The organism is Nocardioides sp. cx-173, from assembly GCF_021117365.1.
Taxonomy (GTDB): Bacteria; Actinomycetota; Actinomycetes; order Propionibacteriales; family Nocardioidaceae; genus Nocardioides.
In genome coordinates this window covers 3,205,771-3,231,901 of the sequence record NZ_CP088262.1, presented here as the reverse complement: position 1 = coordinate 3,231,901, position 26,131 = coordinate 3,205,771, and the positions used below count along the sequence as shown (strand labels likewise).

At 73.2% G+C, this 26,131-nt stretch carries 26 protein-coding genes; 13 read left to right on the top strand and 13 right to left on the bottom strand.

Annotated elements, in window-relative coordinates; all coding sequences use genetic code 11:
• Together LQ940_RS15700 and LQ940_RS15695 are read right to left on the bottom strand one after the other, a co-directional pair.
• Positions 1-510, bottom strand: coding sequence for a flavin reductase family protein (locus tag LQ940_RS15700; protein WP_231243116.1), 510 nt, complete (start codon positions 508-510; stop codon positions 1-3).
• Positions 507-1,262 (bottom strand): dihydrofolate reductase family protein, encoded by a 756-nt coding sequence (locus LQ940_RS15695; protein WP_231243117.1) that lies wholly within the window; start codon positions 1,260-1,262, stop codon positions 507-509. The genes LQ940_RS15700 and LQ940_RS15695 overlap by 4 nt, the downstream gene beginning before the upstream one ends.
• 110 nt (positions 1,263-1,372) lie before the next feature.
• On the opposite strand from LQ940_RS15695, the gene LQ940_RS15690 reads away from it, so the two are divergent.
• Together LQ940_RS15690 and LQ940_RS15685 are read left to right on the top strand one after the other, a co-directional pair.
• Positions 1,373-2,515 (top strand): hypothetical protein, encoded by a 1,143-nt coding sequence (locus LQ940_RS15690; RefSeq protein WP_231243118.1) that lies wholly within the window; start codon positions 1,373-1,375, stop codon positions 2,513-2,515.
• On the top strand, positions 2,512-3,588 hold the full coding sequence (locus LQ940_RS15685; RefSeq protein ID WP_231243119.1) for a hypothetical protein: 1,077 nt from the start codon (positions 2,512-2,514) through the stop codon (positions 3,586-3,588). Before LQ940_RS15690 ends, LQ940_RS15685 begins: the two co-directional genes overlap by 4 nt.
• A 14-nt stretch (positions 3,589-3,602) precedes the next feature.
• On the opposite strand, the gene LQ940_RS15680 is transcribed toward LQ940_RS15685, so the two are convergent.
• Together LQ940_RS15680 and LQ940_RS15675 are read right to left on the bottom strand one after the other, a co-directional pair.
• Entirely contained in the window at positions 3,603-3,842 is a 240-nt protein-coding gene (locus LQ940_RS15680; protein ID WP_231243120.1) for a hypothetical protein, read from the bottom strand.
• Between the two features lie 28 nt (positions 3,843-3,870).
• Entirely contained in the window at positions 3,871-5,286 is a 1,416-nt protein-coding gene (locus LQ940_RS15675; RefSeq protein ID WP_231243121.1) for a DEAD/DEAH box helicase, read from the bottom strand.
• A gap of 229 nt (positions 5,287-5,515) precedes the next feature.
• Here LQ940_RS15675 and LQ940_RS15670 point away from each other — a divergent pair, with 229 nt between their 5' ends.
• On the top strand, positions 5,516-6,229 hold the full coding sequence (locus LQ940_RS15670; RefSeq protein WP_231243122.1) for a ferritin-like fold-containing protein: 714 nt from the start codon (positions 5,516-5,518) through the stop codon (positions 6,227-6,229).
• 15 nt (positions 6,230-6,244) lie between these two features.
• On the opposite strand, the gene LQ940_RS15665 is transcribed toward LQ940_RS15670, so the two are convergent.
• From LQ940_RS15665 to LQ940_RS15655, 3 genes are all read right to left on the bottom strand, one after another.
• On the bottom strand, positions 6,245-6,541 hold the full coding sequence (locus LQ940_RS15665) for a GlsB/YeaQ/YmgE family stress response membrane protein (RefSeq protein ID WP_231243123.1): 297 nt from the start codon (positions 6,539-6,541) through the stop codon (positions 6,245-6,247).
• Positions 6,542-6,725: 184 nt separating this feature from the next.
• Positions 6,726-6,947 (bottom strand): DUF3107 domain-containing protein, encoded by a 222-nt coding sequence (locus tag LQ940_RS15660; protein ID WP_231243124.1) that lies wholly within the window; start codon positions 6,945-6,947, stop codon positions 6,726-6,728.
• 43 nt (positions 6,948-6,990) lie between these two features.
• A complete protein-coding gene (locus LQ940_RS15655; protein WP_231243185.1) occupies positions 6,991-7,578 on the bottom strand; it encodes a TetR/AcrR family transcriptional regulator in 588 nt (195 codons plus the stop codon).
• Positions 7,579-7,814: 236 nt separating this feature from the next.
• Between LQ940_RS15655 and moeZ the strand changes: the two genes are divergently transcribed.
• From moeZ to LQ940_RS15640, 3 genes are all read left to right on the top strand, one after another.
• Positions 7,815-9,041 carry an adenylyltransferase/sulfurtransferase MoeZ gene (gene moeZ / locus LQ940_RS15650; RefSeq protein WP_231243125.1) on the top strand — a complete coding sequence of 409 codons (1,227 nt, stop codon included), beginning with the start codon at positions 7,815-7,817 and terminating at the stop codon, positions 9,039-9,041.
• A 129-nt stretch (positions 9,042-9,170) separates the two neighbouring features.
• A complete protein-coding gene (locus LQ940_RS15645; RefSeq protein WP_231243126.1) occupies positions 9,171-10,082 on the top strand; it encodes a S1 family peptidase in 912 nt (303 codons plus the stop codon).
• Positions 10,083-10,174: 92 nt separating this feature from the next.
• The gene (locus LQ940_RS15640) at positions 10,175-10,492 is read left to right on the top strand and encodes an MGMT family protein (protein WP_231243127.1); all 318 of its coding nucleotides are present in this window, start codon (positions 10,175-10,177) and stop codon (positions 10,490-10,492) included.
• On the opposite strand, the gene LQ940_RS15635 is transcribed toward LQ940_RS15640, so the two are convergent.
• The 4 genes from LQ940_RS15635 to LQ940_RS15620 are packed head-to-tail and all read right to left on the bottom strand — an operon-like array spanning position 10,471 to position 16,402.
• Complete coding sequence (locus LQ940_RS15635; RefSeq protein ID WP_231243128.1) at positions 10,471-12,876, bottom strand: SCO7613 C-terminal domain-containing membrane protein; 2,406 nt, start codon at positions 12,874-12,876, stop codon at positions 10,471-10,473. The two genes, LQ940_RS15640 and LQ940_RS15635, sit on opposite strands and share 22 nt — an antisense overlap.
• A 48-nt stretch (positions 12,877-12,924) precedes the next feature.
• Positions 12,925-14,322: a DUF1116 domain-containing protein gene (locus tag LQ940_RS15630; RefSeq protein ID WP_231243129.1), complete on the bottom strand. Its 1,398-nt coding sequence runs from the start codon at positions 14,320-14,322 to the stop codon at positions 12,925-12,927.
• On the bottom strand, positions 14,319-15,752 hold the full coding sequence (locus tag LQ940_RS15625) for an FdrA family protein (RefSeq protein ID WP_231243130.1): 1,434 nt from the start codon (positions 15,750-15,752) through the stop codon (positions 14,319-14,321). Before LQ940_RS15625 ends, LQ940_RS15630 begins: the two co-directional genes overlap by 4 nt.
• Positions 15,749-16,402 carry an oxamate carbamoyltransferase subunit AllH family protein gene (locus tag LQ940_RS15620; RefSeq protein WP_231243131.1) on the bottom strand — a complete coding sequence of 218 codons (654 nt, stop codon included), beginning with the start codon at positions 16,400-16,402 and terminating at the stop codon, positions 15,749-15,751. Before LQ940_RS15620 ends, LQ940_RS15625 begins: the two co-directional genes overlap by 4 nt.
• 106 nt (positions 16,403-16,508) lie before the next feature.
• Here LQ940_RS15620 and LQ940_RS15615 point away from each other — a divergent pair, with 106 nt between their 5' ends.
• From LQ940_RS15615 to LQ940_RS15585, 7 genes are read left to right on the top strand one after another with little or no spacing between them, the layout of a single operon-like run.
• Entirely contained in the window at positions 16,509-17,933 is a 1,425-nt protein-coding gene (locus LQ940_RS15615; protein ID WP_231243132.1) for a uracil-xanthine permease family protein, read from the top strand.
• Positions 17,930-18,742, top strand: coding sequence for an FAD binding domain-containing protein (locus tag LQ940_RS15610; RefSeq protein ID WP_231243133.1), 813 nt, complete (start codon positions 17,930-17,932; stop codon positions 18,740-18,742). Before LQ940_RS15615 ends, LQ940_RS15610 begins: the two co-directional genes overlap by 4 nt.
• Positions 18,735-19,214: a (2Fe-2S)-binding protein gene (locus LQ940_RS15605; protein WP_231243134.1), complete on the top strand. Its 480-nt coding sequence runs from the start codon at positions 18,735-18,737 to the stop codon at positions 19,212-19,214. The genes LQ940_RS15610 and LQ940_RS15605 overlap by 8 nt, the downstream gene beginning before the upstream one ends.
• Positions 19,211-21,616 carry an aerobic carbon-monoxide dehydrogenase large subunit gene (cutA, locus tag LQ940_RS15600; RefSeq protein WP_231243135.1) on the top strand — a complete coding sequence of 802 codons (2,406 nt, stop codon included), beginning with the start codon at positions 19,211-19,213 and terminating at the stop codon, positions 21,614-21,616. The genes LQ940_RS15605 and cutA overlap by 4 nt, the downstream gene beginning before the upstream one ends.
• Positions 21,613-22,224 carry an SRPBCC family protein gene (locus LQ940_RS15595; RefSeq protein ID WP_231243136.1) on the top strand — a complete coding sequence of 204 codons (612 nt, stop codon included), beginning with the start codon at positions 21,613-21,615 and terminating at the stop codon, positions 22,222-22,224. The genes cutA and LQ940_RS15595 overlap by 4 nt, the downstream gene beginning before the upstream one ends.
• Positions 22,225-22,228: 4 nt before the next feature.
• A complete protein-coding gene (locus tag LQ940_RS15590) occupies positions 22,229-23,620 on the top strand; it encodes an amidase (RefSeq protein WP_231243137.1) in 1,392 nt (463 codons plus the stop codon).
• A gap of 40 nt (positions 23,621-23,660) precedes the next feature.
• A complete protein-coding gene (locus LQ940_RS15585; protein ID WP_231243138.1) occupies positions 23,661-24,290 on the top strand; it encodes a maleylpyruvate isomerase family mycothiol-dependent enzyme in 630 nt (209 codons plus the stop codon).
• 49 nt (positions 24,291-24,339) lie between these two features.
• Here LQ940_RS15585 and LQ940_RS15580 read toward each other — a convergent pair whose 3' ends face one another.
• On the bottom strand, positions 24,340-24,516 hold the full coding sequence (locus tag LQ940_RS15580; protein WP_231243139.1) for a hypothetical protein: 177 nt from the start codon (positions 24,514-24,516) through the stop codon (positions 24,340-24,342).
• 14 nt (positions 24,517-24,530) lie between these two features.
• Positions 24,531-25,877, bottom strand: coding sequence for an HNH endonuclease signature motif containing protein (locus tag LQ940_RS15575; protein WP_231243140.1), 1,347 nt, complete (start codon positions 25,875-25,877; stop codon positions 24,531-24,533).
• Positions 25,878-26,131 lie beyond the last annotated feature (254 nt).

The following is a 26,131-nucleotide window of genomic DNA, read 5'->3' as shown; positions in this document are numbered from 1 at the left end:
TCACGGCTGGATCGCCCGCTCCTCGCTGCTGTGACCGGGGACAAGGTGGGTGGCGTCCGAGACGCGCAAGGGCTCGAAGCTCCCCGGGGCGGAGGCCGAGCTCACCTGGGTGGTGATGCAGACGTGGTCGCTGCCGTCGTCGAGCACGGCGATCCGCTCGAGCGACATCCGGTGGGGACAGGCGCCCAGGAGCGGCACGCCGTGCGGGTCGAGCTCGAAGTCCAGACCGGCGAACTTGTCGGTGTCCTCTCCCGACAGGGTGCCGAACCGCTCCGCCGTCGCGGCGTCCTGGTCGGTCAGGAAGTGGACCGCGAAGTGCGCCGAGCGGAGCGCGACGCGGTAGGTGTGGTTGGCCTTCGACAGCCACACGCAGTAGTGCTGGGGGCTGATGCTCGACTGCGCGTGGAAGCCGACCAGACACCCGGCCCGCTCGCCCTCGGCGGCGGTGGTGAGGACGATCAGCGGCGGGTCGATGGAGGCCATCAGGGTGCCGAAGGCGTCATCGCTCACGTCGGTTGCCTGACCTTTCGCTCGTAGCGGAGGAAGAGGGTGTGCTCCTCGGACATCGCGCCCATCAGGTCGAACTCTGCCAGACCCGCGCCCGGCGGGGTCACGGCGACCGGCAGCGGGTCGCCGCCCATGAGCGGCGAGAGGGACAGGCACAGCTCGTCGAGGCGGTCGGCCGCGACGAGCTCGCCGAGCCACGTGGGGCCGCCCTCGCAGAGCACGACGCGCCGGCCGAGTCCGGCCAGTGCCCGCAGGGCCGCCTCGGGCTCGACGCGCTCGTCCCCGGCCATCACCACGGTCGCGACCCCCTCCGCGCGGGCCAGGCGCTGGGAGTCCGCGGCCGCGCACGTGATCACGTGGGTGCGCGCGTCGGCGGGCGCCTCTCGGAACACCGCCGCGTCCCAGTCGAGGTTGAGCGACCGGCTGACCACCGCGAGCGGCGGAGTGGGGGACAGCCCCCGCACGCGGCGCCACTCCTGGGCCTCCTCGGCGAGCCGGACCGGGCCGTACCCCTCACGGCGGACGGTCTCGGCGCCCACCAGCACGATGTCCGCGAGCTGGCGCATCCTGCGGAACAGGGCCTGGTCCGGACCGGTGGACAGCGAGCCGACCCGGCCGCCGACGGCCGCCGTCCCGTCGAGCCCGGCCACCATGTGCCCGGCCACCCAGCATTCGTGGCGCGGACGGGAGCGGTCGACGTCGAGGTAGGGCGCGAGCGCATCGGGCACCTCGGCGCCGCGTCGGAGTTCATGCATCCCTCCACCCTAGGGCGGCGGCTCGGCGGGAGCTCTGCGTGGCGCCGGTCGTGCGGTCCCGATGGCGCGGCTGGGTTTCGGGCCCGCCGGCGGAGGGGACGGTGCAGCGCATGGACAGCGACGAGTCGCCCGGGCCGGACGAGCCCGCCGCGTCGGACCCGGCGCCGGGCGGGCGCTCCCTGTGGTGGGTCGTCCTGGTCCTCGCCGTCGTGGTGCTGGCGCTCGCCGCCACGCTGGTGGCCGTCCGGGCGCAGGACTCGCGGCCGCGGGCCGCGGCGGGCGACATCTTCAACCACCCCTTCCAGGAGGACCCGCTGCCGCATCCTGGGGAGGTGCTGCTCCCGTGGGCGCGCACCCAGGTGGCCGCGGGCCAGGTCAGCGCGGAGCTCCCGGACCTGCTGGGCGCCGAGCCCACGATCCGGGCGCCCGAGGGCGGGAGCTTCGTCCGGGTCGAGGTGAACCTCGCGGAGGACTACCGCATCCCGATGAGCGCCGTCTCCGTGCCGTACGCCGGGGTCGCCGACATCGTGCTGCGCGCCGACGGCCACGAGTACCCCCTCTCCGTCCCGGGGGGCCTGAGCATGGATCCCAACGACCCCACCCAGCGGGGAGGAGCGCGCTGGGTCGCGGTCGAGGGCCAGCCCGAGGAGCTCGAGGTGCTCGTCAAGGTGGCGGGGTCGACCCAGGTCGTCGACGCAGCAGACGGCTCCGTGCAGGCGGGGCGTGCGAGCGACCTGGCGGCCCTCCCGTCACCCGAGGACCTGCTCGCCGTCCGCGGCACGCCGTGCGGTGAGCCTCGCCGCCTCGACAGCACTCCGCTGACCCTCGACTACCTGCCCGGGCTGGAGTGCCAGGTCCACCTCGTGCTGCGCACGCCGTACGTCGACGGCCTCGGCTGGGCCGAGGAGGGCCGCGAGTTCGTCGTGGTGAACGTCGTGCGACCCCGCCGGCTCTCGCTCGTCACCGGACGAGGCGACGCGACGGAGTACTGGGACAGCAGGCTCCGCTTCGCCGTCCGCCTCGCCGGCGATGAGCCGGTGGCGCCGGCGGTCGACGCCAACGACCTCGCAGGAGGCCTCGCCGCGAGGGATCCGCACGACCCGGCACAGGTGGTCTTCGACGTCGCGCAGGGTGAGCCGCTCGGTGACCTCACACTCGACCTGGTCGCCGACGCGACCCTGGGGGAGCCGTTCGTGACCCGCCGACACGAGGTGCGGTTCCGTTGGACGGTGCCGGCCAGGGAGCTCCCATGACGACGCCCTCGGCGCGGGCCGAGCGAGGTCGCTCGATCGCGATGGTCGCGATCGCGGCGCTCGCCGTCGCCGCCCTGGTCCTGGCCGTGCTCGTGTGGCGCGCGAACGCCGGCGACGCGAGCGAGACCGCCGACGTCGGCGAGATGGTCCCTCTCGAGACCGACCCCTACGGCCGGGCGATCACGGTGCGGCTGCCCGGCACCGACCTCACGTTCGTCGTCGGCGCGCCGGTCGACGTCGTCGCCCACGAGATGCTCGACGTCGAGTACGACGACCCGCGTTGGGAGGACGGCCAGGATCTCCAGGCCCCCGACGGTGGCACCCTGGTGCCGCTCGGATGGCGCTTCGACGCGCCGGGCGGGCTCCTCAGCGATGGGGACCCGGCCCCGATCGAGCTGCGTCTCGTGGCCGGCGACCGCACGGTCGAGCTCGACCGCGTCGATCTCGGGCACGACGACGTGGTCTCCTACGACCCCCGCATGCTCGCGGTCGGTGTCGGCGGCGACCTGGACGTCACCGACCTGAGTCTCGAGGTGGAGTACGACGGCCTGACCCAGACCGTCGACGTCTCCACCGGGAAGGTCGACGCCGGGGTGGCACAGGCGCTCTACGAGCAGGAGCGGAGCCTCACGGCCGGGTGCACGGAGGTCGAGGACCGCTGCGCGCTCGCCGCCGCCGATCCTGCCTCGTCGTTGCGCCCCAGTCCCCCCAACCTCACGGCGTCCTATGTCTCGCTCTATCCCTACGACCCCGTCCTCGGCTGGGCGGACGACGGCACCCTCTGGGCCGCGGTCCGGCTACAGATCCTCGGTGTCTCCGTGCACAACGCCGCCGGCGACTCCTGGAAGGTCCGTCGCTACAGCCGGCCCAGCGTCTCCCTCGACGGCGCGCAGCCGGTACGTCGGGACGGGCTGGAGGCAGACGCGCACGACTCCTACGGCAGCGTCGTCTTCCGCGTCGACGCGGACACCGCGCCTCGTGTGCTCACCGTGGAGCAGGTGCTCATGCTGAGCGGCCCGGGGGAGCGACGACTGCCGGTCGTCCTACGCCGTCAGCTCGCCCCGTTGGGCTGACTGCCGGCCGTGCCCTACTCGCGGGGCAGCGTGCTCTCGGGCCGCTCGTAGTCGTCGGGCTCGCGGTCGATCATGAAGTTCGGGTCCGCGTGGATCTGCTCGACCATGTGCTGCAGCCAGGCCTCGTCGGCGGTCTCGATGTCGCGCTCGGCGAGCTGCTCGCGCAGGTAGGCGACCAGATCGGTCTCACCGATGGACTTGGCCACCGAGGTGGCGTCGACCGCGGCTTGGAGGTGGGCGTCGTAGGTGGCCATGAGGTCTCCCGAGTGCTCGAGGATGGGGTCAGACGGGCTGCTGCGAGGCGTCGCCGGCGGCGTTCCCGCCACCGCCGCCACCGCGCGAGCGCCGGCGCCGGTTGCGGCTGCGCGGCGCGGCGGAGGTCTCCTCGGACGCGCCGGCGGTCGCGGGTGCCTCGCCGGACTCGGCCGGCGCGGTCGCGCCCTGCTCCTCGGCGCCGCCGCTGCGGGTGCGGGTCCGCGTCCGGTTGCGGTCGCGGTTGCGCGCGGGGCGGTCGCCGCTGCTGCGACGCTCGCCGCGCTCACCGCGGTCCTCGCGGGGCTTGCGCTCCACCGGCGCCGGGTCGACGATGCGGCCCTTCGTGCCCGGCGGGATGCCCTGGTCGTGGTAGAGGTGCTCGGAGGTCGAGTACGTCTCCTGCGGCTCGTCGAACGGCAGGTCGAGCGTCTTGTTGATCATCTTCCAGCGGTGCAGGTCCGCCCAGTCCACGAAGGTGATCGCGATGCCCGAGGCGCCGGCGCGACCGGTGCGGCCGATCCGGTGGACGTAGGTCTTGTCGTCCTCGGGGCAGGTGTAGTTGATGACGTGGGAGACGCCGGCGACGTCGATGCCGCGGGCCGCGACATCGGTCGCCACGAGCACCCGGATCTTGTCCTCGCGGAACTTCGCGAGCGCCTTCTCGCGCGCCACCTGCGCCATGTCGCCGTGCAGGGGGCTGGCGCTGAAGCCGCGCTCGGCCAGGTCGTCGGCGACGCGCTGGGCCTGCCGCTTGGTGCGCGTGAAGACGATGATCTTGCCGGCGTCCTCGGCCTGCAGGATGCGGCCGATGATCTCCGGCTTGTCGAGGTCGTGGGCCTGGTAGATGAACTGCGCGGTCGCAGGCACCATCGTGGTGTCGTACGACGACTCGGCGCGGATGTTCATCGGGTGGCGCATGTGGGTGCGCGCCAGCGCCACGATCGCGGCCGGCATGGTCGCCGAGAACAGCATCGTCTGCCGGGTCTCGGGGGTCATGCTCAGCAGCCGCTGCACGTCGGGAAGGAAGCCGAGGTCGAGCATTTCGTCCGCCTCGTCGAGCACGACGGCGTGGACGTGGGAGAGGTCGAGCGCCTTGCGGTTGGCCAGGTCGATCAGCCGGCCGGGAGTGCCGACGACGATGTCGACGCCGGACTCGAGGGTGTCGAGCTGGGTGTCGTAGCCGACGCCGCCGTAGACGGTCAGGACCCGCAGGCCCAGGTCCTTGGAGGCCAGGTGCAGGTCGTTGGAGACCTGGAGCGCGAGCTCGCGGGTCGGGGCGACGATCAGCGCCTGGGGCTTGCCCTGCGGCAGGTCGGCGTAGGCCGGGTCGGTCGACACGACGCTGCGCTGCAGCACCGGGATGCCGAACGCGAGGGTCTTGCCCGTGCCCGTGCGGGCCTGGCCGATCAGGTCGGTGCCCATGAGCGCCACGGAGAGGGTCATCTCCTGGATGGCGAAGGGGGTGGTGATGCCGGCGCGCTCGAGGGCGTCGCAGATCTCGGGCAGGACGCCGAGCTCGCGGAAGGTGGTGGTGGTCAGTGTCTTTCGCTTTCGTGTGGGATCAGCCGGTAGCCGAGTCGATGTCGGTTGCGGCCAATTCACACTCAGCCGCGCACATACGGGCCGCCGTCAGGCGGCGCTGCTGGGTCAAGTCTATCGGTAGGGTGCGGCCATGCCCGCATCTCCGGTCGAGCCGACCGACCCCGACCTGTCGGTCGCGTTCGACGACCCCGTCTACCGCGAGGCGGTCATCGACCTGCTCGGCGTGGTGTCCTACGGCGAGATCTCGGCCTTCGAGCGCCTGGCCGAGGACTCCAAGCTCGCCCCCAGCCTCGAGGACAAGCTGGCCCTCGCCGAGATGGCCTCGACCGAGCTGGGCAAGGTCGCGCTGCTCCACGGCCGCATCGTCGAGCTGGGCGGCGACCCGTTCGCCGCCATGGCGCCGTTCCGCGTGCCGCTCGATCTCTTCCACGCCCACACCGCGCCGTCGGACTGGTACGAGGGCCTGGTCAAGGCCTACGTCGGCGACGGCCTGGCCAACGACTTCTACCGCGAGATCGCCGCCTACCTCGACCCGGCCACGCGCGACCTCGTCGTGTCCTCGGTCGACACCGCCGGCAACGCCGCGTTCGTGGTCGACCGGGTCCGCGAGGCCATCGCGGCCGACCACCGCCTCGGCGGCCGGCTGGCCCTGTGGGGGCGGCGACTGATGGGGGAGGCGCTGATCCAGGCCCAGGGGGTCGCCGCCGAGCGCGACGCGCTGACCGCCCTGCTCGCCGGCGGCGTCGACCGCCCCGGCCTCGACCTGGCCAGCATCGGGCGGATGTTCACCCGCCTCACCGAGCGCCACGCCGAGCGCATGGCCGACCTGGGGCTCGCGAGCTAGGTCTCGGCGGACGGCTCAGCGGCGCGCCGGCGTCCCGCTGCGGCCGGTGACCGCGGCGGCGATCATCACCAGGAGCGCGGCGACGCCGATCTGCCAGACGTGGCGCCACCAGTCGACGCCGTTGGTGCAGTTGTTCATGTCGCTGCAGTCGAACAGCGCGGCGTACAGGTAGCTGCCGATCAGGCAGCCCCCGATGCCGCACAGGATCGTGAGCCAGAGCGGGATGTTGTCGCGGTCGCCGGGCGCGACCAGCTTGCCGAGCAGACCGATGATGGTGCCGGCCACGATGGTGACGATGATCGTCCAGAGCATGACGGAGCCTTCCGCTAGGAGTGACTAACGGAGTGCGGTACCCGGTCGGGGCCGAGCCAGTCGTCGCGACGCTCGGTCAGCTCAGCTGCGGGTCTCGACAGGCGCCGTCGCGACTTCGTTCCTCAGTCGCGGGCGCCGCTCGATCTTCCTCCTAGCTGACCTGACCTCGCTTCGCTCGGTCAGCTCAGCTGCGGAACCCCACGTGGCCGGTGGTGGAGCGGCCGATCTCGACGTAGGCGAGCTTGGCGCCGGGGACGATGATGCGGCGGCCCTTCGTGTCGTTCAGCGCGAAGACCCCGTCGCCCGAGATCGCGTCGGCGACGAGCTTCTCGACCGCCTCGGTGGTCTCGTCGGTCTCCACGACCAACTCACGGGATGCGTACTGGACGCCGATCTTGACCTCCACAGGTCGTCTCCTTCTGCTCGTGCTTCTCAGTTGTTCGTGGGACTCAGTGCTCGTCGGTCTTGGGGTAGCCGCGGATGCCGCGCCAGGCGAGGGCGGACACGAGGGCGGCGGCCTCGCTGCGGCCGATGTCGCCAGCCTCGCTCAGCCAGAACCGGGCGCTGACCTGGGCCATTCCCACCAGGGACACGGCCAGCAGACGCGACGCAGGGTCGGGCAGGCCGGTGTCGTCGTGGATGACGTGGGCGATCAGCGCGGCGCACTCGGAGGTGACCCGGTCGACGTGCTCGCGCACCGCCGGCTCGTTGGTCAGGTCGGACTCGAACACCAGCCGGAACGCGCCGCTGTCGTTGGCGACGTACTCGAAGAACGCGTCGACGGCCGCGCCGACGCGCAGCTTGTTGTCCTGCGTGGACTCCAGCGCCACCCGGCAGTTGTCGATGATCTGGTCGCAGGACACGTCGAGCAGCGCGAGGTAGAGGTCGAGCTTGCCGGGGAAGTGCTGGTAGAGCACCGGCTTGGAGACCCCCGCCCGCTCGGCGATGTCGTCCATCGCGGCCGCGTGGTAACCCTGCGCGACGAAGACCTCGAGCGCGGAGGACAGCAGCTGGGCGCGGCGCTCGCGCCGCGGCATCCGGGCACCCCGGGGGCGCGGCCCGGCGACGTCGTACTGCCCTGAGCTCACCGCGTGCTCCCTCTTGCCGCTTGGTGCCGAGACGTCGAGTTCATCGACGAGGCGAGCGTACCCGCCGGTGCCCGGGGTCCGGATGACGGGACGCGGTCGGGCCCGCTCAGGTTGGACGGGGAACATGGCAGGAGGCCCCGGCGTTGGGCCGAGAGCACCCCCCAAACTGCACCGAGGAGTACGCCGTGAGTTTTCCCGCGCTGGTCGAGCCTGCCGACGAGCTGAGCATCGACGAGGTCCGTCGCTACAGCCGGCACCTGATCATCCCGGACGTGGGCATGACCGGGCAGAAGCGGCTGAAGAACGCCAAGGTCCTCGTGATCGGCGCCGGCGGCCTCGGCAGCCCTGCCCTGCTCTACCTCGCCGCGGCCGGCGTCGGCACCCTCGGCATCGCCGAGTTCGACACCGTTGACGAGTCCAACCTGCAGCGCCAGGTGATCCACGGCGTGAGCGACATCGACAAGCCCAAGGGCCAGTCGGCCAAGGAGTCGATCGCCGAGATCAACCCCTACGTCAAGGTCGTCCTGCACGAGGAGCGCCTCGACAACGACAACGTGATGCAGGTCTTCGAGGGCTACGACCTGATCGTCGACGGCACCGACAACTTCGCCACGCGCTACATGGTCAACGACGCGGCGTACTTCCTGAAGATCCCCTACGTGTGGGGCTCGATCTACCGCTTCGACGGCCAGGCGTCGGTCTTCTGGCCGCACGCCACCGACGAGAACGGCGAGAGCGTCGACGCACCCTGCTACCGCTGCCTCTACCCCGAGCCCCCGCCGCCGGGCATGGTCCCGAGCTGCGCGGAGGGCGGCGTGCTCGGCGTGCTGTGCGCCCAGATCGGGTCGATCCAGGTCAACGAGGCGATCAAGGTCCTGACCGGCATCGGTGACCCGGCCGTCGGCAAGCTCGTCATCTACGACGCCCTGGAGCTGGAGTGGCGCAAGCTCAAGGTGCGCCGCGACCCCAACTGCGCGCTCTGCGGCGAGCACGCGACGGTCACCGAGCTGATCGACTACGACGCCTTCTGCGGCGCCATCTCGGACGAGGCCGCCGACGCGGCCGTCGGCTCGACGATCTCGGTCGTCCAGCTCGAGCACATGCTCAAGGAGCGCGAGGAGGGCACCCGCGACTTCGTGCTGGTGGACGTGCGCGAGCCCAACGAGTACGAGATCAACCGGATCCCCGGCTCCGTGCTCATCCCCAAGGGCGACTTCCTCAACGGCAGCGCGCTCGAGCAGCTCCCCCCGGTCGACGCCGGCAAGCAGGTCGTCATGCACTGCAAGTCCGGGGTGCGCTCGGCGGAGACGCTGGCCATCGTGAAGGGCGCCGGGTACGCCGACGCCGTGCACGTCGGCGGCGGCGTCGTGGCCTGGGTCGACCAGATCGACCCGAGCCAGCCCTCGTACTGAGTCCTCCGCTGCGGGACCTGCGCCCGGGTAGTCAGAAATGACTACCCGGGCGTAACCCGTTCGGGGGGTCCGGCGTTGGACCGGGGACACCAGCTCTCGGCGCCGTCGCCGAACGCCCAGGAGGACCCGATGAAGATCGCCACCCGGACCACCCGGACCAGGCGGCTCACCGCGCTGGGCGCCGCCGTGGCCAGCGCCGTGCTGGCCGCCGCGATGAGCACCACCCCCACCGCTCAGGCCGCTCCCGAGGGCGCTGACGGCTCGGTTGCCGTCGCCTGGGCCCCGGCCGACACCGCGGCCATCACCCCCGGTGTGCAGACCAACACCGCCGGCAGCGGTCAGTGCACGGCCAACTTCGTCTTCACCGACGCCGCCGGCAGCGTCTACGTCGGCCAGGCTGCGCACTGCGCCAGCACCGGCGAGGCCACCGACACCGACGGCTGCCTGGCGCAGTCGCTGCCCGTGGGCACCCGGGTCACCTTCAACCGAGGAGGCTCGCTCGTGGGCGCCGGTGAGCAGGTCGGCGCCGGCACCCTGGTCTACAGCAGCTGGCTGACGATGCAGGCCCGCGAGGAGTCCGACCCCGACACCTGCGCCTACAACGACTTCGCCCTGGTGAGGGTCGACGCCGGCGACGTCGACAAGGTCAACCCGTCCATCCCCTTCTGGGGCGGCCCGAACGGCATCAACACCGCCGGCACCGCGACCGGGGACCACGTCTACAGCTTCGGCAACTCCGGCATCCGCGCCGGCATCGAGCAGCTCGGACCCAAGGCCGGCGTCAGCCTCGGCGCCGACGGTGGCGGCTGGACCCACTCGGTCTACACGCTGACCCCGGGCGTTCCCGGCGACTCCGGGTCGGCGTTCCTCGACGACGAGGGCAAGGCGCTCGGCACGCTCTCGACGCTCGCGCTCGCCCCGCTGCCCGCCTCCAACGGCGTGGGCGACCTGGGCCGCGAGCTCGCCTACGCCCAGCAGCACGGCTCCCTCTCCGGCCTCGCGCTGGCCCACGGCACGGAGCCGTTCTCTCCGATCCTCTGACGAGGACCCACCGACGGGGGTGACACTGAGTGGCCCCGTCCGTCTCGGCGGACGGGGCCACTGCCCTTCCACCCACAGATAGGTTGCCGTCCATGCCGGACGCCGAGGAGTACGCCGAGGCGGTGCTGCGCGTCGTCGAGCGGATCCCGCGCGGCCGGGTGACGACGTACGGCGCGATCGCCGACGTGGTGGGCGGCGGGCCGCGCCAGGTCGGCGCCATCATGTCGCGCCACGGTGGGCCGGTGCCCTGGTGGCGGGTGGTGCGCGCCGACGGCTCGCTGCCGCACAGCCACGAGGGCGAGGCCCGGCAGTGCTACCTGGAGGAGGGCACCCCGATGCGCGGCTCCGGCAGCATCGACATCGTGGCGGCCTTCTGGTCGCCGAAGGCTCAGCGCAGGCGCTCGAGGTAGGCCGAGGCCTGGCGCAGCTCGACCAGGCGACGCTCCCAGGTCACGCCCACGACCGTGAGCAGCACTCCGGCGACGCCGAGCACCACCCACTGCGGCGTCTCGGCGACGTACGGCGCGAGCTCGCGGGCGGCCAGGACGGCGCCGACCGTGGCGCCGACGACGAGCGGGGCGCTCCAGCGCAGCCGGGTGCCGGCGAGGACCAGGGTCAGGCACCCGGCGCCCAGCAGCACCGCGCGGGGCGAGACCGGGTCGCCGGCCAGGACCCACAGCAGCGAGGGGACCGTGGCCAGCACCAGACCGGGGGTGAGCGAGGCGCCGGTGGACGCCGCCGGGTCGCGCCGCACCCGGCGCAGGCCGACGAGGACGAGGACCGCCGCGAGCGGCAGCGTGTAGGCCTCGGGCGCCTCGACGCCGAGGTCGGCGAGGCGCACCCAGGTCGCGAGCAGCAGCAGGGCGCCACCGGGGACGGCCAGGGCGCGGCGCCGCTCGTGCACCAGGCTGGACGCCGTGACCAGCACGCCCGCGACGGTGAGGTGCAGGCTCGCGGCCGTGGCGGTGTCATGGGCGGCCAGGACGCTCGCGCCGGCGGCCGCGGCCGCCGCGACGGCGGCGGAGGCCTCGAGCTCCACGTGCGGGCGCGCGATCGCGAGCAGGCCCACCACGACGAGGATCGGGACGGCCCGGTCGAGGACCTCGATGCCGCCCAGCCCGGCGCCCGACCAGATCAGCGCCGCGAGGACGCCCGGCAACAGCAGGTCGCCGAGCGGGCGGGACGCCGGTGCCCAGCCCAGCGCCAGGAGGGCGACGGCGGCGGCCGTGAGCAGACCGAGGTCCACGGTGACCAGCACCTCGCTGCCTCGCCCCGCCACCAGTGACACAGCCAGGCCTCCCAGACCGACCAGGGTCTCGGGCGCTCCGGTCTCACGCCGCAGCGAGTCGGCGACGAGCACCGCTCCGGCCAGGGCGAGCGCCGCCACGACGGTCCACAGCGGGACCGGGCAGAGCGCGAGGGTGGCCACGCTCGCCGCGGCGAGGGCAGCGGCGGCGGTCACCAGGCCCGCGGTGCCCCGCGTGCGCGGGATCCAGGCCGCGACGAGGACGAGGAGGGCGGCGACCGACGGCAGCAGGACGGCCGGGTGGGCCCACGGAGCGGCGTCGCCGAGCAGGACATCGGCACCCTCGCTCTGCCCGGCCTCGAGAGTCCGCAGCGCGGCCTCGGCGGCGAGCGCGGCCGCGACGACCGCGACCGGGACGGCCGCGAGTGTCGCCGGGACGCGCGCGACGACCGACCACGCACGCGGGAGTGCGAGGGAGAGGCCGGTCCAGGTCACCAGGAGACCGAGCGCGACCACCGCGACCGTGGTGACGCCGTCGTCGACGAACGGCACGGCGAGGGTCAGCGACAGCATCGACGCGGCCGATGCGACGGCGACGACGACTGTCTCGCGGGCGCGATGCACGACCAGCGGCAGCAGCACGAACGCGGAGGCGGCCAGGAGCGCCCAGCCGGGACCGGCCCAGACAGAGGTGAACGTGATGACGCCAGTGTCCGTGGCGGTGGCCGACAACGCGGACGAGGTGAGGACGATCCACGAGACGCTGGCGCCCGCGGCGGCCGCCCACATCAGCGGGGCCAGGGTCGTGCGCTGGCCGAGACCGGCCAGCCCGGCGAAGACCAGCACCGCGGCCGCAGCCAGCCACAGCGACCCGTCGGTGAGGTCGAACGCCGCCATCGCAGCCACTCCGGCGCCCGCCACGGTCGCTAGCTGCGGGGCGACCAGGCGGGTGGGGAGGAGCGCCAGCCCGAGCGACACGACCGCCACGGTGGCCCCCACGACCAGCGCCAGGCCGGATGCGGGGCGCTCGCCGAGCCAGCCCGCATTGTCGGCACCGACCACGTCGAGGACCAGCAGACCGAGCGACACCGCCGTGAGCGCCTCCCCGGCCACCCGCAGGCCGCGGTGGGCGAACCAGGCGCCGGCGGCGCCGGCCGCGGCGGTCAGCGTGACCAGGACCGCCGTACGGCCCCCGACGCCGAGCCACGACCAGGCCACGGCCAGGAAGATCACGGCCGCGACGAGCAGGCAGAAGGCGCCGAGGCCGAGCAGGATCTTGGGCACCGACGCCGCCCGGACGCCGGTACGGCGAGCAGGTGCGGCCGCGCGCGGCATCGGGGCCACGGGCGGCACGAACGACGCCGCGACCGGGACCGCGCCGACGGCGCGCAGCCGGGCGAGCAGATGGTCGGCGTAGGTCAGGGTGGCGAGCAGCTCGGCGGCGACCGGGTGGGTCAGCGGCAGGTCGCACGAGGGGCAGCGCTCGGCGCCCGTGGGCAGGCTGGCGCGGCAGTCAGGGCAGGCGGAGGGGTCGCCGTAACGGGTCATGCCCCCAGTCAGCCCGCTCGGGCACTCGCGTCGCGCGTGGCGACGGGCTCAGGCGTGCTGAGCCTGGGTACTCAGCTCGGCGAGCCGGACCAGGGCCTGGGGGAAGATCGCGGCCGGCGGCGTGACCAGGCCGGCGCCGACCTGCCCCACGCCGGCGAGCCTCCCGGCCATGCCGGTGTTGATCTGCGGCAGGATCCCGGTGCGACACACCCGGGTCACGTCGATGCCCGTGGGCGTCCCCTGGAACTCCAGCACCGGCACCGACCAGCGGGGGTTCTCGGTGAGCGTGATCTCGTGCATGCGGCGGGTCGTGGCGAGGGCGTCGGGCACGCTGCCGCCCACCAGGCGCACGATCGCCGGGGCGGTCGCCATCGCGAAGCCGCCGAGCCCGGCGGTCTCGGTGATGGCGGAGTCGCCGATGTCGGGGTTGGCGTCGTCGGGGCCGTAGTCGCCGAGGTAGAGGCCCTCGGCGACCTGCGCGGGGCCGGTGAACCACTCGTCGCCCGTGCCCGAGACCTGGATGCCGAAGTCGGTGCCGTTGCGCGCCATCGCGACCACCATCGTCGAGCCCGGCACGTCGCGGGCCGCGTCGAGCGCGAGCTTGCAGGCCGGCATCGCCAGGTTGAGGAAGAAGTGGTCGTTGCCGCCCACGAACCGCAGCACCTCGGCGACGTCGCCCGCGTCGATGCCGCTGCTCGCGAGCGCCGGGGCGAGGTCGCGCAGCAGCATCAGGGTGCCGGCGCGGTTGCGGTTGTGGGCCTCGTCGCCCATCTGCAGCATCTGCGTGAGGATGCCGGTGACGTCGACGGGCCCCGTGTCGTCCACCGTGGCCCGGACCGCCGTACGCAGCGCGGGGCCGAGGACGTCGCCCATCCAACGCAGGCGGGCGAGGACGTCGGGGGAGTAGGCGCCGTAGCGCAGCACCTTGCCGAGGCCCTCGTTGAGCGAGCAGTGGGTACGCCGCCCGGTGGCCCGGTCCTCGAGCACGAACATCCACATGCTCGGCGTGACCACGCCGGCCATCGGGCCGACCGTGCCCCGGTGGTGACAGGGCTCGAGGGAGACGGTGTCGCCGGACTCGAACAGCGCGACGGCGTCCTCCGGGTCGTCGACCAGGCCCTCGAGGGCGGCGCCCGCCATGAGCCCGCCGCGCAGCGGACCGGAGGCGCGGTCCCAGGTGATCGGTGGCCCGGCGTGCAGGAACTCGCCGCGCTGCAGCCCCAGCACCTCGGAGGCCGGGCCGACGTCGACGAGGTGGGCGGTGACGGCGAGCATCGCGGCGCCGGCGCGCGCGTTGGCCTCGGAGCGACGGGGGTCGAGGGCGACCGCGGTCAGGTCGGCCTCGGTGCCGGGCAGGGGAGGGCGCCAGTCGACGCGGGTGACGTCGACGGCCTGGGCCTGGACCGCGTCGGCCAGCAGGTCGGCTCCGGCGGTCACGACCCTCATCGGCCGGCTCCCAGGATCTCGAGGGCGCGCCGGGTCGCGCCGGCGTTGGAGAGGTGGACCTCGGCGCCGGCCTCCGCGAGCAGTCGGACCTGTCGGTCCAGGTCCTGCGGGTCCTGGGCGGTGCCGACCACGCAGGCGACGACCGGCTGGCTGACCTCGGCCAGGGCCGTGGCCAGGAGCGCCGCGGGGTCGGGCTCGGCGCCATGGCCGAGCACGACGTCGAGCAGGATGACGCCGGTGTGCGGGTCCGCGGCGGCTCGGGCGAGGTGCTCCAGTCGCAGGGTCGGGTCGATCATCGGGTGCGCGCGCCCCGAGGTGTAGGCGTCGTCGCCGAAGTCCACGACGCCGTGTCCCTCGCCGTGCAGGTCCGCCAGCGCGCTGCCCACCACGCCGAGGGTCTCGGCGGCGATCTGTCGCGCCTCGCCGGCGAGGGTGCCGCCCACGAACAGCCCGCGCAGCAGCTCCCCGCCGACCCGTCGCGAAGTTTCTGACGGGTCAGCGGGGGACAGGTCCGGGAGAGCGCGGGAGAGGCGTCGCAGGACGCGCTCGGCGGCGGCGGTCAGATCGGGCCGGCCGGGCCCGAGGAGGGCGAGCTCGACCGGGGTGGCCAGGCCGGCGGCGTACTCCTCGATCGCGGTGGCGACCTCGGGCGCGGGCGGCTTGGAGACCACGACGATGAGCTCGACGCGGTCGTCGGCGTCGAGGCGGCGCAGGGCCTCGCGGGTGGCGAGGCCACCGACCTCGGCGGTGAGGTCGCGGCCGCCGACACCGAGCGCCGAGGTGACGCCGACACCGGCGTGGTCGAGGAGCGCGAGCAGCTGCTGGCAGCCGGTGCCGGACGCGGCGACGATGCCGACCGGGCCGGGGGACACGACGTTGGCGAAGCCGAGGCCGACGCCATCCACGATCGCCGTGCCGCAGTCGGGGCCCATGACCAGGACGCCGGCCGCCTCGGCCGCGCGCTTGAGCGCCACCTCGTGCTCGACCGGCACGTGGTCGCTGAAGACCATCACGTCGCGCCCGGCCTCGACGGCGTCCATCGCCTCGACGACGGCGCTGGGCCCGGGCACGGACACCAGGACGAGGGCGTCGCCGGCGTCTCGCAGCGCGGCGGCGGTGGTGCGGTGCGGCGCCACCTCGGCGGCGCCTGTGGGGCGGCGGCTGCTGTCGTCGAGCGCCCGGTCGACTCCGGCGAGGACCGCGTCGAGGGCCGCCGGGTCGTCGAGGCGTACGGCGACGACCAGGTCGTTGACCCCCGCCTCGGCCGGGACGGCGAAGCCCATGCCCTCGAGCACCTCGATGTTGAGCGGGGTCGCCATCGCCACCTGGGCCGCGGCCACGCCGGGCAGCCCGGCGACGGTGCGGCTCACCTGGAGCAGGGTCACCGAGTCGGCGTACGCGCCCGGGCGGAGCTCGACGTGGCTGCTCATGCGGCCAGCGCCAGACGGGCGCCCTCGAGCAGTCCGGCGCCCGACGAGCTGCCGACGCGCAGCAGGGCCGCCTCGGCGGCGGCCGCCGCGGGCGTGCCCCAGGCCGCCAGGAGGGCCGCGACCTCCGGCAGGACCTCGCCGCGCAGTGCGCACTCCAGCAGCGTCGCCGACAGGACGGTGGTCCGGGGCAGCAGCCGCATGACCTCGGCGTCGAGGCGCTCGGTGGGGTGGCCGGCGGCCCGGAGGGCGGCGAGGTAGCCGCACAGCACGTCGTCTCCGTACGGCGTGAGCCCGCCGCCGCCGCCCACCAGAGCCGCGGGGTCGACGCGGTCCGCGGCGAGTCGCAGGCTCCGCACCGTGACGCTGGTCTGGACCAGTCGGCCCACCACGACCGGCGCCGCGTCGAGGTGCAGGACCCCGGCGAGGACCGAGGCGGAGCGGACGTCGGGCAGTGCGGGCAGGCGGGTGCGCAACGCGCAGGGCACCTGCCACGCGTGCCGCGCGACCACGCCCAGCGCGCGCTCGCCGAGCGCGACGTACACGGCGTGCCGCCCGGTGTGGAGCAGCGGCAGCGGGCCGTCGGGCGCGTCACGTAGCCGCGCTGCCACGCGGGCCGGGGCGGCGGCCGGGATCGGTCGAGGCCGGGTCACAGGCCAGACGCTACTCCGCAACTTTGCGGCGTAGGTCCTGTCCGTCAGGGCCCGGAGGGTGTGTCATAGGGCTCTCGTGGATCGCGCACCGCCGAGGAGGCCACCGATGTCGTTGTTCACCTGGGAGAAGATCGACCCCGCTCCCGGCGAGGCGGTCGGCCCGCACCAGCGCCTCGGCTGGGGCAAGACCGCCGGGCTCGGCGCCCAGCACGTGGTCGCGATGTTCGGGGCGACGTTCGTGTTCCCGCTGGTCATGGGGCTCGACCCGAACCTCGCCATCATGTTCTCCGGCATCTGCACGATCCTGTTCCTGCTGATCTGCAACAACAAGGTGCCGAGCTACCTGGGCACCAGTGCGTCCTTCGTGGCCAGCGTCGCCGCGATCCGCGGCCAGGGCGGCGACTCCGCGGACGTCACCGGCGCGATCATGGTGGCGGGCCTCGTGCTGCTGCTCGTGGGGGTCCTGGTCCACTTCGCCGGCTCCTCGGTGATCCACCGCATCCTGCCGCCCGCCGTGACCGGCGCCGTCGTGATGCTCATCGGCTTCAACCTCGCGCCCGTCGTCGCCGGCGTCTACTGGCCGCAGGACCAGTGGGTGGCCCTGCTGACGGCCACCTTCCTCGTCGCCGCCGCCGTGCTGTTCCCTGGGTTCTGGTCCCGGGTCGCGGTCTTCCTGGCGCTCATCTTCGGCTACCTGGTCTCGTGGGGCGCCGACAAGGTGTTCGGCACCGTCAACTCGGTGCTGCCCGGCGCCAACCTGCTGGACCAGAACGGCGAGCCCTGCACGACGGAGGGGACCTACTGCGTCGCCACGGCGTTCGACCACGACCGCGTCACGTGGGCCGGCGTCAAGGCGGCCGACTGGATCGGGGTGCCCAGCGGCACGCTCGGCGACGGCGTCAGCGTCGTCCACGGGCCGAGCTTCTCCCTGACCTTCATCCTGCTCGTGCTCCCCGGCGTCATCGCGCTGATCGCGGAGAACACCGGGCACGTCAAGGCGGTCGCCGAGATGACCGGCGAGAACCTCGACCCCTACATGGGCCGCGCGATCGGCGCCGACGGGTTCGCCACCGCCCTGGCGAGCGCGTTCGGCGGCTCGCCGACCACGACGTACGCCGAGAACATCGGCGTCATGGGGGCCACCCGGGTCTACTCCACCGCCGCCTACTACGTCGCCGCGCTCGTCGCGATCCTGCTGGGGCTGTGCCCGAAGTTCGGGGCGATCGTCAGCGCGACCCCCGGCGGGGTGCTCGGCGGGATCACGGTGGTGCTCTACGGCATGATCGGCCTGGTCGGCGCCAAGATCTGGGTCGAGAACCGGGTCGACTTCGGCAACCCGGTCAACCTCGTGGGGCTGGCCGCCGGCATCATCGCCGGCATCGGCGGCGTCACGCTGGCCATCACCGACGACTTCGAGCTGAGCGGCATCGCGCTCGGCACGATCCTGGTCATCGTCTACTTCCACCTCGTCGGCCGCGGGCACCGCCCGAGCGTCCATCGAGGAGCGGACGAGGTCACCCGAGCGCTGTGAAGCCCGCCCCCTTCGACTACGTCCGCCCCGGCTCGCTGGAGGACGCGCTGGCCGCCCTGTCCGGCGACCCGGGCGCGAAGGTGCTCGCGGGGGGTCAGTCGCTGGTACCGCTGCTGTCGATGCGCCTCGCGGCGCCCTCGAGGCTGGTCGACATCAACGGCCTGCCCGGGCTGGACGAGGTGACGGTGAGCCCCGGCGGGGTTCGCGTGGGCGCGCTGGCGCGGCACGCCGACGTCCTGACGCACGAGGAGGCGGCGCGGGTGCAGCCACTGCTGCGGCTCGCGCTGTCGCACGTGGCCCATGCGACCATCCGCAACCGCGGCACGACGGTGGGCTCGATCGTGCACGCCGACTCGGCCGCGGAGCTGCCGATGGTGCTCACGCTGCTCGGGGGCTCGGTCGAGGTGGTCGGGCCGTCCGGCACCCGCACCATCCCCGCCTCCGAGCTGTACGTCGGTCCGCTCGAGTCGAGCCTGGCGCACGACGAGATCGCCACGTCGGCGAGCTTCCCGGCCCTGGCGCCGGGTGGGCGGGTGGCCTTCGCCGAGATCGCGCGTCGCCACGGCGACTACGCCCTGGTCGGCGCGGCCGCGCTGGTGGAGGGTGGGACCGTGAAGGTCGGCTACGTGTCCGTGAGCGACGTACCCGTCGTGGTGGACCTCTCCGGCGTGCCGGTCAAGGACCTGGGCGAGGCCGCGCTCGCGCGGCTGGAGCCGGCCGGCGACATCCACGCCACGGCGGCCTACCGCGCCCAGCTCGTCCGGGTGCTCACCGAGCGGGTCGTGCGGGAGGCGACGGGCGATGAGTGAGCCGCTGCTGGAGGTCCAGCTGAGCGTCAACGGCGTCGTCCACGACCTGCGGGTGCCGGCGCGGCGGCTGCTGTCCGACGCGCTGCGCCACGACCTCGGCCTCACCGGCACCCACGTCGGCTGCGAGCACGGCGTCTGCGGGGCGTGCACGGTGCTCGCCGACGGGCGGCCCGTCCGAGCCTGCCTGATGTTCGCGGTGTCGGCGGTCGGGCTGAACCTCACGACGGTCGAGGGGCTCGCCGGCGCGGACGGGACGCTGAGCAACGTGCAGCAGGCGTTCGCCGAGTGCCACGGCCTGCAGTGCGGCTTCTGCACGCCCGGCTTCCTCACGACGATCACCGCCGGGCTGCGCGACAACCCGCAGCCCACGCACGAGCAGGCCCGGGACATGATCGCCGGCAACCTGTGCCGCTGCACCGGCTACCAGAACATCGTCAAGGCCGTCGAGCGCGCCGCGGAGCTGGGCGCATGACCACCAGGCTGATGGGCACGGGCGTCCAGCGCGTCGAGGACCAGCGGTTCCTCAGGGGTCGGGGCCGCTACGCCGACGACATCGCGGTCGACCCGGCCACGCTGCACGCCGCCGTGCTCCGCTCGCCACACGCGCACGCGCGCATCGTCGACATCGACGTGGCCGACGTGCTCGACGTCGAGGGGGTCCACGCGGTGTGGACCTACGACGACCTGACCGGGCCGATGGCCGACCCGCTGCCCCTGCTGATCCCGCACCCGGCGCTGACCCACGGCCGCACGCAGTACGCGCTGGCCAAGGACGAGGTCAACTACGTCGGCGAGGCCGTCGCGTTCGTCGTGGCCGAGGACCGCTACGTCGCCGAGGACGCGGTCGGGCGGATCAGGGTCACCTACGACGTCCTGCCGCCCGTGGTCGGCGTCGAGGCCGCCCGCGCCGCCGACCGGCTGGTGCACGAGGACGTGCCGGGCAACGTCGGCGCCCGGATGGAGCAGAGCACCGGCGACGTCGAGGCGGCGCTCGCCGCGGCCCCGCGCCGGCTCACCCTCGACCTCGACGTGGAGCGCAGCGCCAGCATGCCGCTGGAGGGGCGCGGCACCGTCGCCCGCTGGGACCCCGACAGCGACCGGCTGCAGGTGTGGACCTCCACCCAGACCTCGACCGGCGTGCGCGCGGTCGTCGCCGTCAAGCTGGGGCTCGACCTGCGCCAGGTCGACGTGATCACCCCCGACGTCGGCGGCGGGTTCGGCGTGAAGATCAACCATCCCTGGCCCGAGGAGCTGCTGGTGCCGCTCGCGGCGCGCACCCTGCGCCGTACCGTGAAGTTCATCGAGGACCGCCGCGAGCACTTCGTCTCCTCGGCCCACGAGCGCGGGCAGATCCACCACATCGAGGTCGGCTTCGACGACGAGGGGCGGCTGCTGGCCCTCGACGTGAGGTTCTGGCACGACCACGGCGCCTACACGCCGTACGGGCTGATCGTCCCGATCATCACCTCCACCCAGCTGCTCGGGCCCTACAAGCCGGACGTCTACCGGGTGGTGTTCGAGTCGCTCTACACCAACACGGTGATGGTCACGCCGTACCGCGGCGCCGGGCGGCCGCAGGGCTGCTTCGCGATGGAGCGCACGATGGACGCGATCGCCGCCGAGCTCGGTCGGGACCGCACCGAGGTGCGGGCGGTCAACTTCATCCAGCCCGACGAGTTCCCCTTCGACCAGGGCCTGATCTTCCAGGACGGCCGCGAGCTGGAGTACGACAGCGGCGACTACCCGGCCCTGCTGGAGAAGATCAAGACGCTGGTCGGGTGGGACGACTTCCCGGCGTTCCGCGCGGAGATGGCCGCGCAGGGACGGCGGGTCGGCATCGGCCTGGCCTGCTACGTCGAGGGCACCGGCGTGGGCCCCTACGAGGGCGCGCACGTGCACATCGAGACCTCCGGCAAGGTCAAGGTCGCCACCGGTCTCACCACCCAGGGGCAGGGGCACGCGACGGTCTTCGCGCAGCTGGTCGCCGACGAGCTCGGCTGCCGCTTCGACGACGTCGAGGTGGTCACCGGCGACACCCGCCGGATGCCGTACGCCGTCGGCACCTTCGCCTCGCGGGCCGCGGTGATGAGCGGCTCGGCGATCCACCTGGCGGCCAGGAAGACCAAGGAGAAGGTCCTCCGGATCGCCGCCGAGGCGCTCGAGGCCTCGCCCGACGACCTGCAGGTCGTGGACGGCGTCGTGTCGGTCAAGGGCTCGCCCGGCGCGGCGATCGACCTGGGCACGGTGGCGGTGCTGTCCAACCCGCTGCGCTACGCCTTCGACGAGGCGTCCAAGGCGGCCACCCAGTTCACGGTCGGCGACCCCGGGAAGCCGCCGGTGCCCGAGGACGAGGAGCCGGGGCTCGAGGGCACCGACTTCTACTCGCCCGAGCGCTCGACGTTCGCCTCGGGCATGCACGCGGTGATCGTCGAGACCGACCCGCTGACCGCCGAGATCACGATCCTGAAGTACGCCGTCGTCCACGACTGCGGCAGGCTGATCAACCCGATGATCGTGGAGGGGCAGATCCACGGCGGCGTCGCGCAGGGAGTCGCGGGGGCGCTCTACGAGCGGATGGTCTACGACGAGTCGGGGCAGCTGCTCAACGCCTCGTTCATGGACTTCCTGATGCCCTACGTCACCGAGGTCCCCGACGGCATCGACATCGACCACCTCGAGACCCCCTCGCCGCTCAACCCGCTCGGCATCAAGGGCGCGGGCGAGGCCGGGGTGATCCCGTCGGCGGCGGTGTTCGCCTCCGCGATCGAGGATGCCGAGGGGCTCAGCTCACCTGGTCTGACGATCACGGCGATGCCGATCTCTCCCTCCGAGCTCTTCCACCTCCGACTCGCGCACGCCGAGGAGACCTCGTGAAGATCAGCGGCTCGAACGTCATCCCCCTGCCCCTCGACGCGGTCTGGGACGCCGTCCTGGACCCGGCCGTCCTCGTGCAGAGCATCCCGGGCTGCTCCCGGCTCGAGGCCACGGGCGAGCACGCCTACGCCATGACGGTCACGGCCGGGGTGGCTGCGATCAAGGGCACCTACGACGGGTCGTGCGCGCTGTCGGAGCTCGCCGAGCACGAGTCGCTGACGATGCGCCTACAGGGCGCGGGCGCTCCCGGGACGGTGGACGCGACCGTCGCGGTGCGCTTCGAGGAGGTGCCCGAGGGCACGCAGGTGACGTGGGACGCGGACGCCGTCGTCGGCGGGATGGTGGGCGGCGTGGGCCAGCGGATGCTCGGCTCGGTCTCCAAGCGCATGGCCGGCGAGTTCTTCAGCAACGTGGGCGACACGCTGACCCGTCAGAAAGTTTCTGACGGGTCAGCGGTGCCGGGTGAGGTGTTCAGCGCGCCGAGGGCCGGCGCGGCGGCGTCGCAGGAGGACTTCCTCAGGGGCGTCGCGGTGGGCGCCGGGCTGGTGCTGCTGGGGGTCGTCGCGCAGGGTCTGGTCGGGGGCCTCTTCGGCCGTCGGCGATCATGACCGCATGAGCGAGCTGACGGTCGAGTCCACCGCGCGGGAGCAGGCCGCAGCGATCCGGGAGCGGCGGATCTCGGCGCGCGAGCTGCTCGAGCTGCACCTGGCGCGCATCGAGAGCCGCAACGGCGAGCTCAACGCGATCGTCTCGCTCGACGCCGACCGGGCCATGGCCGGAGCGGCCGCGGCCGACCAGCACCTCGCCTCGGGCGGGCCGGTCGGCGCGCTCCACGGACTGCCGTTCGCGGTCAAGGACACCCACGCCGTCGCGGGCTGGCGCACCACCTACGGCTCGCCGCTGTTCGCCGACCACGTGCCGGACGCCGACGACCTGGTCGTCGAGCGGATCCGCCGGGCCGGCGTCGTACTGCTCGGCAAGACCAACGTGCCCGAGTTCGCCGCCGGCTCCCACACCTTCAACACGGTCTTCGGCACCACCCTCAACCCGGTCGACCCGAGCCGGTCGGCCGGCGGCTCGAGCGGGGGAGCGGCCGCGGCGCTCGCCTCGGGCATGGTGCCGCTCGCCGACGGCTCCGACATGGGCGGCTCGCTGCGGAACCCCGCCTCGTTCTGCGGCGTCGTGGGCCTGCGCCCCTCCCTGGGACGGGTGCCGGGGTGGCCGCTGGCCAACCAGTGGGAGACGACCTCGGTCAGTGGTCCGCTCGCTCGCAACGTCGGCGACGTGGCGCTCCTGCTGTCGGTGCTCGCCGGTCCGGACCCGCGCGTACCGCTGGCCCTGGGGGAGCACGGGTCGGCCTTCGCGCCCCCGGTGACCGGCACGCTGCACGGGCTGCGGGTGGCCTGGTCGCGGGACCTCGGTGGCGCGTTCGAGGTGGACCACGAGGTCGCGACCGTCGTGGAGGACGCCGGGCGGCTGCTGGCGAGCTCGGGTGCCCGGGTCTTCGGCGACCATCCGGACCTCGGCGAGGCCGACGAGACGTTCCGGACCCTGCGTGCCTGGCACTTCCAGGCGCGCTTCGGGGAGCTGCTCGCGCGGCACCCGGGGTCGTTCAAGCAGTCGCTCGCCGACAACATCCGCGCCGGGGAGTCGCTCACCGGCGCCGACGTCGCGACCGCCTACGCGCGGCGCACGGCACTGGGGGAGCGCATGCGGTTGTTCTTCGCCCAGTACGACGTGCTGGTGCTGCCGGTCTCGCAGGTACCGCCGTTCCCCGCCGACCAGGAGTTCCCGACGGCGATCAACGGCGTCGAGATGGAGTCGTACCTCGACTGGATGCGCTCGGCTTACTTCATCACCGTCACCGGCTGCCCGGCGATCTCGGTGCCCGCCGGTCACACGCCCTCCGGGCTGCCGGTCGGGGTCCAGATCGTCGCGCCGCACGGCGCCGAGCGGCGGCTGCTCGAGGTCGCCGCGGCGTTCGAGGCGGCACGTGACGCCTGAGAGGCCGATGAGTCCCGCGCCTCCGACCTGTCGAACCGGCATGGACAACGCCTCGATCGACGGCGCGGTGAGTGCCGAGCGCGTCGCCCTCGCCGATCTGGTCGCCCACCTGGACGACAGGCAGTGGGCCACTCCCTCCCTGTGCGGCGCGTGGACGGTCCGCGACGTCGTCGCCCACCTGACCGGCACCACGCGCGACGGCCTGGGCACGATCCTGGTCGCGGCGGTGCGGGCCCGGGGCAGCTTCGACCGGATGGAGGTGGACCGGGCGGCGCGGCGCGCGGCCCGGCACTCGACCGCGGAGCTCGTCCAGATGCTGCGCGAGAGCGCGGCCTCCACTCGTCGTACGCCCGGCAGCAGCCGGATGGACCCGCTCATGGACCTCGTCATCCACGCCCAGGACATCGCCCGCCCGCTCGGTCTCGTCCACACCTCACCACCCGACGTGGTGGCGGCGTCGCTGGCCTACGTCGCCACGAACAGGTTCGTGGGGGCGCCGAAGCGCCTCAGGGGGCTGCGGGTCGTGTCCACGGACACCGGTTGGTCCTACGGTCACGGGGCGGCGGTCCGCGGCACCGACCTCGACCTGCTGCTCGCGGTCTCGGGACGCCCCGCCGGCCTGCTGGCCCTCTCCGGCCCAGGCCTCGCTCGTCTGACCGAGCAGCTCTGATCCAAGTGGTTCAGGAGCTCCGGACCGAGATCGACCCCTTGCTGCGGTCTCAGGGAGTCGGCGTGTCCGCAGGGGAGGTCGCGTTGGTCGGGCAGTCGGGGTTGCTGCAGACCCGGAGGTCGACGGTGCCGTCCGGGTTCTTGCCGTGGCGCACCTCGGACGCGTCGTGCGCCCGGAGCTCGACCTCGGCTCCACAGACGCGGCACGGCGAGTTGTCGAAGTACATGGCGGGTCCCGTCCCTAGTGCGAGGACCCCACGCTAGCGGGGTCGGCTCGTCGACCGCCCTGGTGACATGCCGGTGGCCCCGCGGGTGGTGGGATCGGCTCGGTGCCGGTGTGGTCGCGGCGGTAGGTGTGGCCGTGGGGTGAGTGCCAGACATAGGTGCCGCGGTCCAGGACGTCGTAGGTCCAGCGGCCGTGCGTTTTCAGGCGATGGTGCCCGCGACACAGGGGTGCGGAGTTGCAGGAGCAGGTCGGTCCGCCCTGGTGGTAGGGGGTGACGTGGTCGTGGTCGCAGCGTTCGGCTGGCCGGGTGCACCAGGGGAACACGCAGTGGTGGTCGACCAGGTCGTCCTGCTCGATGAGGCGGGTCGGGTGCTCGTAGCCGGCGACGTGAATGTGCTCGGCGAGGTCTCTGACGGGCTTGACGTTGATGACTGTGGTGCCGGGTGCGCCGCACCACTCGCGGATGGTCTCGACGAGCACCGGCTTGCGGCCGCTTCTGCCGACGGTGGCGTTCGGGTCGCCGAACACGCCGGCCTCGTGGACGTGCAGGTCGATCACCCGGGTGATCTTGATGCTCTCGGTGGTTGAGGAAGGACGAAGTCCTGTCTCGAAACCACCCTCACCGTCCTGGTCACCGAAGGGCAGCGTGTCTTGGCCGCGGGCGAGGTCACCGGCGGCCTGGGCGCGTCGCACATCCAGTGACTCGGTGGAGCCGGCGGCCTTGCGGTCTGCGGCGAGGCGGCTGATCGCGGCATCGAGGTCGAGGGCGTCCTGCGCATCCAGAGTCCCGGATACCTCGATCGTGCCCTCGAGGGTCAGGTCGTGGGTGTGTACGTCGAGCTTGCGCCCGTCGGCGGCTTGGCGGCGTAGCTTCTCGGCCTGCTCGGGGTCGAACCGGGCGATCGCGGTGGTGATCTGTCGTTCGACCTCGGCGTAGGACACCTTGTGCGCGCAGAACCCGAGGCGGGCATCGACGAACGCCGCACCCGCCATGGGCAGGCACTTGGTGTGCTCGGCGATCCAGCGGGCTTTCCAGAACCCGAGCTGACCGGCTTCGACGCGTGCCCAGATCCGTGGGAGGCGGTACTTGATCTCGAGGGCGGCGCCGACGTAGCGCTTGGCGGAGTCGGTCGACATGCCCAGGGCGGCGCCGAGCTCCATGACCGCGAACTCGCTGACCATGGGTGCCCCGGGTCCGGCGAGCGGGATGCCGTGGTCGCCGAACGCGGCGTCGTCTTCGTCGTCGGTGGCGTGGATCTCGCACCAGTCCAGCGCCGCGTGCAGCCGCTCCAGCTCGACCGCGACCGCGGTCGCGGTGGTGGCGCGCATGACCTGCAGGAGGTCGGCGGGGGTGCTGGGCATAGGACTACTCAAGCACCCGCCACCGACAGTCGGGGGTCCGAGAATGCCCTTTGTCCACAGGGCTCTGAGCACTTCTCGACCCCTTCGGTGGTCGAGGTGTGAAGGCGTGCAACGCCTGAGCCTCGAGACCCCCGCGGCCTGACCGCCGTACCCCGGGTTTGCTTCTCGGCTCATTGGGTCTCGAGGCTCGTCGCTGGCGCTCCTCGCACCTCGACCACCGAGATGGCGCGGGCCCCGGCGACCGACCGCCGTAC

Bases quoted from the DNA above. Each gene is read 5' to 3' on its own strand.
- LQ940_RS15625 (WP_231243130.1), bottom strand. From the start codon at position 15,752: ATGAGCAGCCACGTCGAGCTCCGCCCGGGCGCGTACGCCGACTCGGTG.
- LQ940_RS15680 (WP_231243120.1), bottom strand. From the start codon at position 3,842: ATGGCCACCTACGACGCCCACCTCCAAGCCGCGGTCGACGCCACCTCG.
- LQ940_RS15675 (WP_231243121.1), bottom strand. From the start codon at position 5,286: ATGACCCTCTCCGTGGCGCTCATGGGCACCGACCTGATCGGCCAGGCC.
- LQ940_RS15575 (WP_231243140.1), bottom strand. From the start codon at position 25,877: ATGCCCAGCACCCCCGCCGACCTCCTGCAGGTCATGCGCGCCACCACC.
- LQ940_RS15655 (WP_231243185.1), bottom strand. From the start codon at position 7,578: ATGCCGCGGCGCGAGCGCCGCGCCCAGCTGCTGTCCTCCGCGCTCGAG.
- LQ940_RS15635 (WP_231243128.1), bottom strand. From the start codon at position 12,876: ATGACCCGTTACGGCGACCCCTCCGCCTGCCCTGACTGCCGCGCCAGC.
- LQ940_RS15690 (WP_231243118.1), top strand. From the start codon at position 1,373: ATGGACAGCGACGAGTCGCCCGGGCCGGACGAGCCCGCCGCGTCGGAC.
- LQ940_RS15645 (WP_231243126.1), top strand. From the start codon at position 9,171: ATGAAGATCGCCACCCGGACCACCCGGACCAGGCGGCTCACCGCGCTG.
- LQ940_RS15605 (WP_231243134.1), top strand. From the start codon at position 18,735: ATGAGTGAGCCGCTGCTGGAGGTCCAGCTGAGCGTCAACGGCGTCGTC.
- LQ940_RS15590 (WP_231243137.1), top strand. From the start codon at position 22,229: ATGAGCGAGCTGACGGTCGAGTCCACCGCGCGGGAGCAGGCCGCAGCG.
- LQ940_RS15695 (WP_231243117.1), bottom strand. From the start codon at position 1,262: ATGCATGAACTCCGACGCGGCGCCGAGGTGCCCGATGCGCTCGCGCCC.
- LQ940_RS15685 (WP_231243119.1), top strand. From the start codon at position 2,512: ATGACGACGCCCTCGGCGCGGGCCGAGCGAGGTCGCTCGATCGCGATG.
- LQ940_RS15615 (WP_231243132.1), top strand. From the start codon at position 16,509: ATGTCGTTGTTCACCTGGGAGAAGATCGACCCCGCTCCCGGCGAGGCG.
- LQ940_RS15670 (WP_231243122.1), top strand. From the start codon at position 5,516: ATGCCCGCATCTCCGGTCGAGCCGACCGACCCCGACCTGTCGGTCGCG.
- LQ940_RS15640 (WP_231243127.1), top strand. From the start codon at position 10,175: ATGCCGGACGCCGAGGAGTACGCCGAGGCGGTGCTGCGCGTCGTCGAG.
- cutA (WP_231243135.1), top strand. From the start codon at position 19,211: ATGACCACCAGGCTGATGGGCACGGGCGTCCAGCGCGTCGAGGACCAG.
- LQ940_RS15580 (WP_231243139.1), bottom strand. From the start codon at position 24,516: ATGTACTTCGACAACTCGCCGTGCCGCGTCTGTGGAGCCGAGGTCGAG.
- LQ940_RS15585 (WP_231243138.1), top strand. From the start codon at position 23,661: ATGGACAACGCCTCGATCGACGGCGCGGTGAGTGCCGAGCGCGTCGCC.
- LQ940_RS15630 (WP_231243129.1), bottom strand. From the start codon at position 14,322: ATGAGGGTCGTGACCGCCGGAGCCGACCTGCTGGCCGACGCGGTCCAG.
- LQ940_RS15665 (WP_231243123.1), bottom strand. From the start codon at position 6,541: ATGCTCTGGACGATCATCGTCACCATCGTGGCCGGCACCATCATCGGT.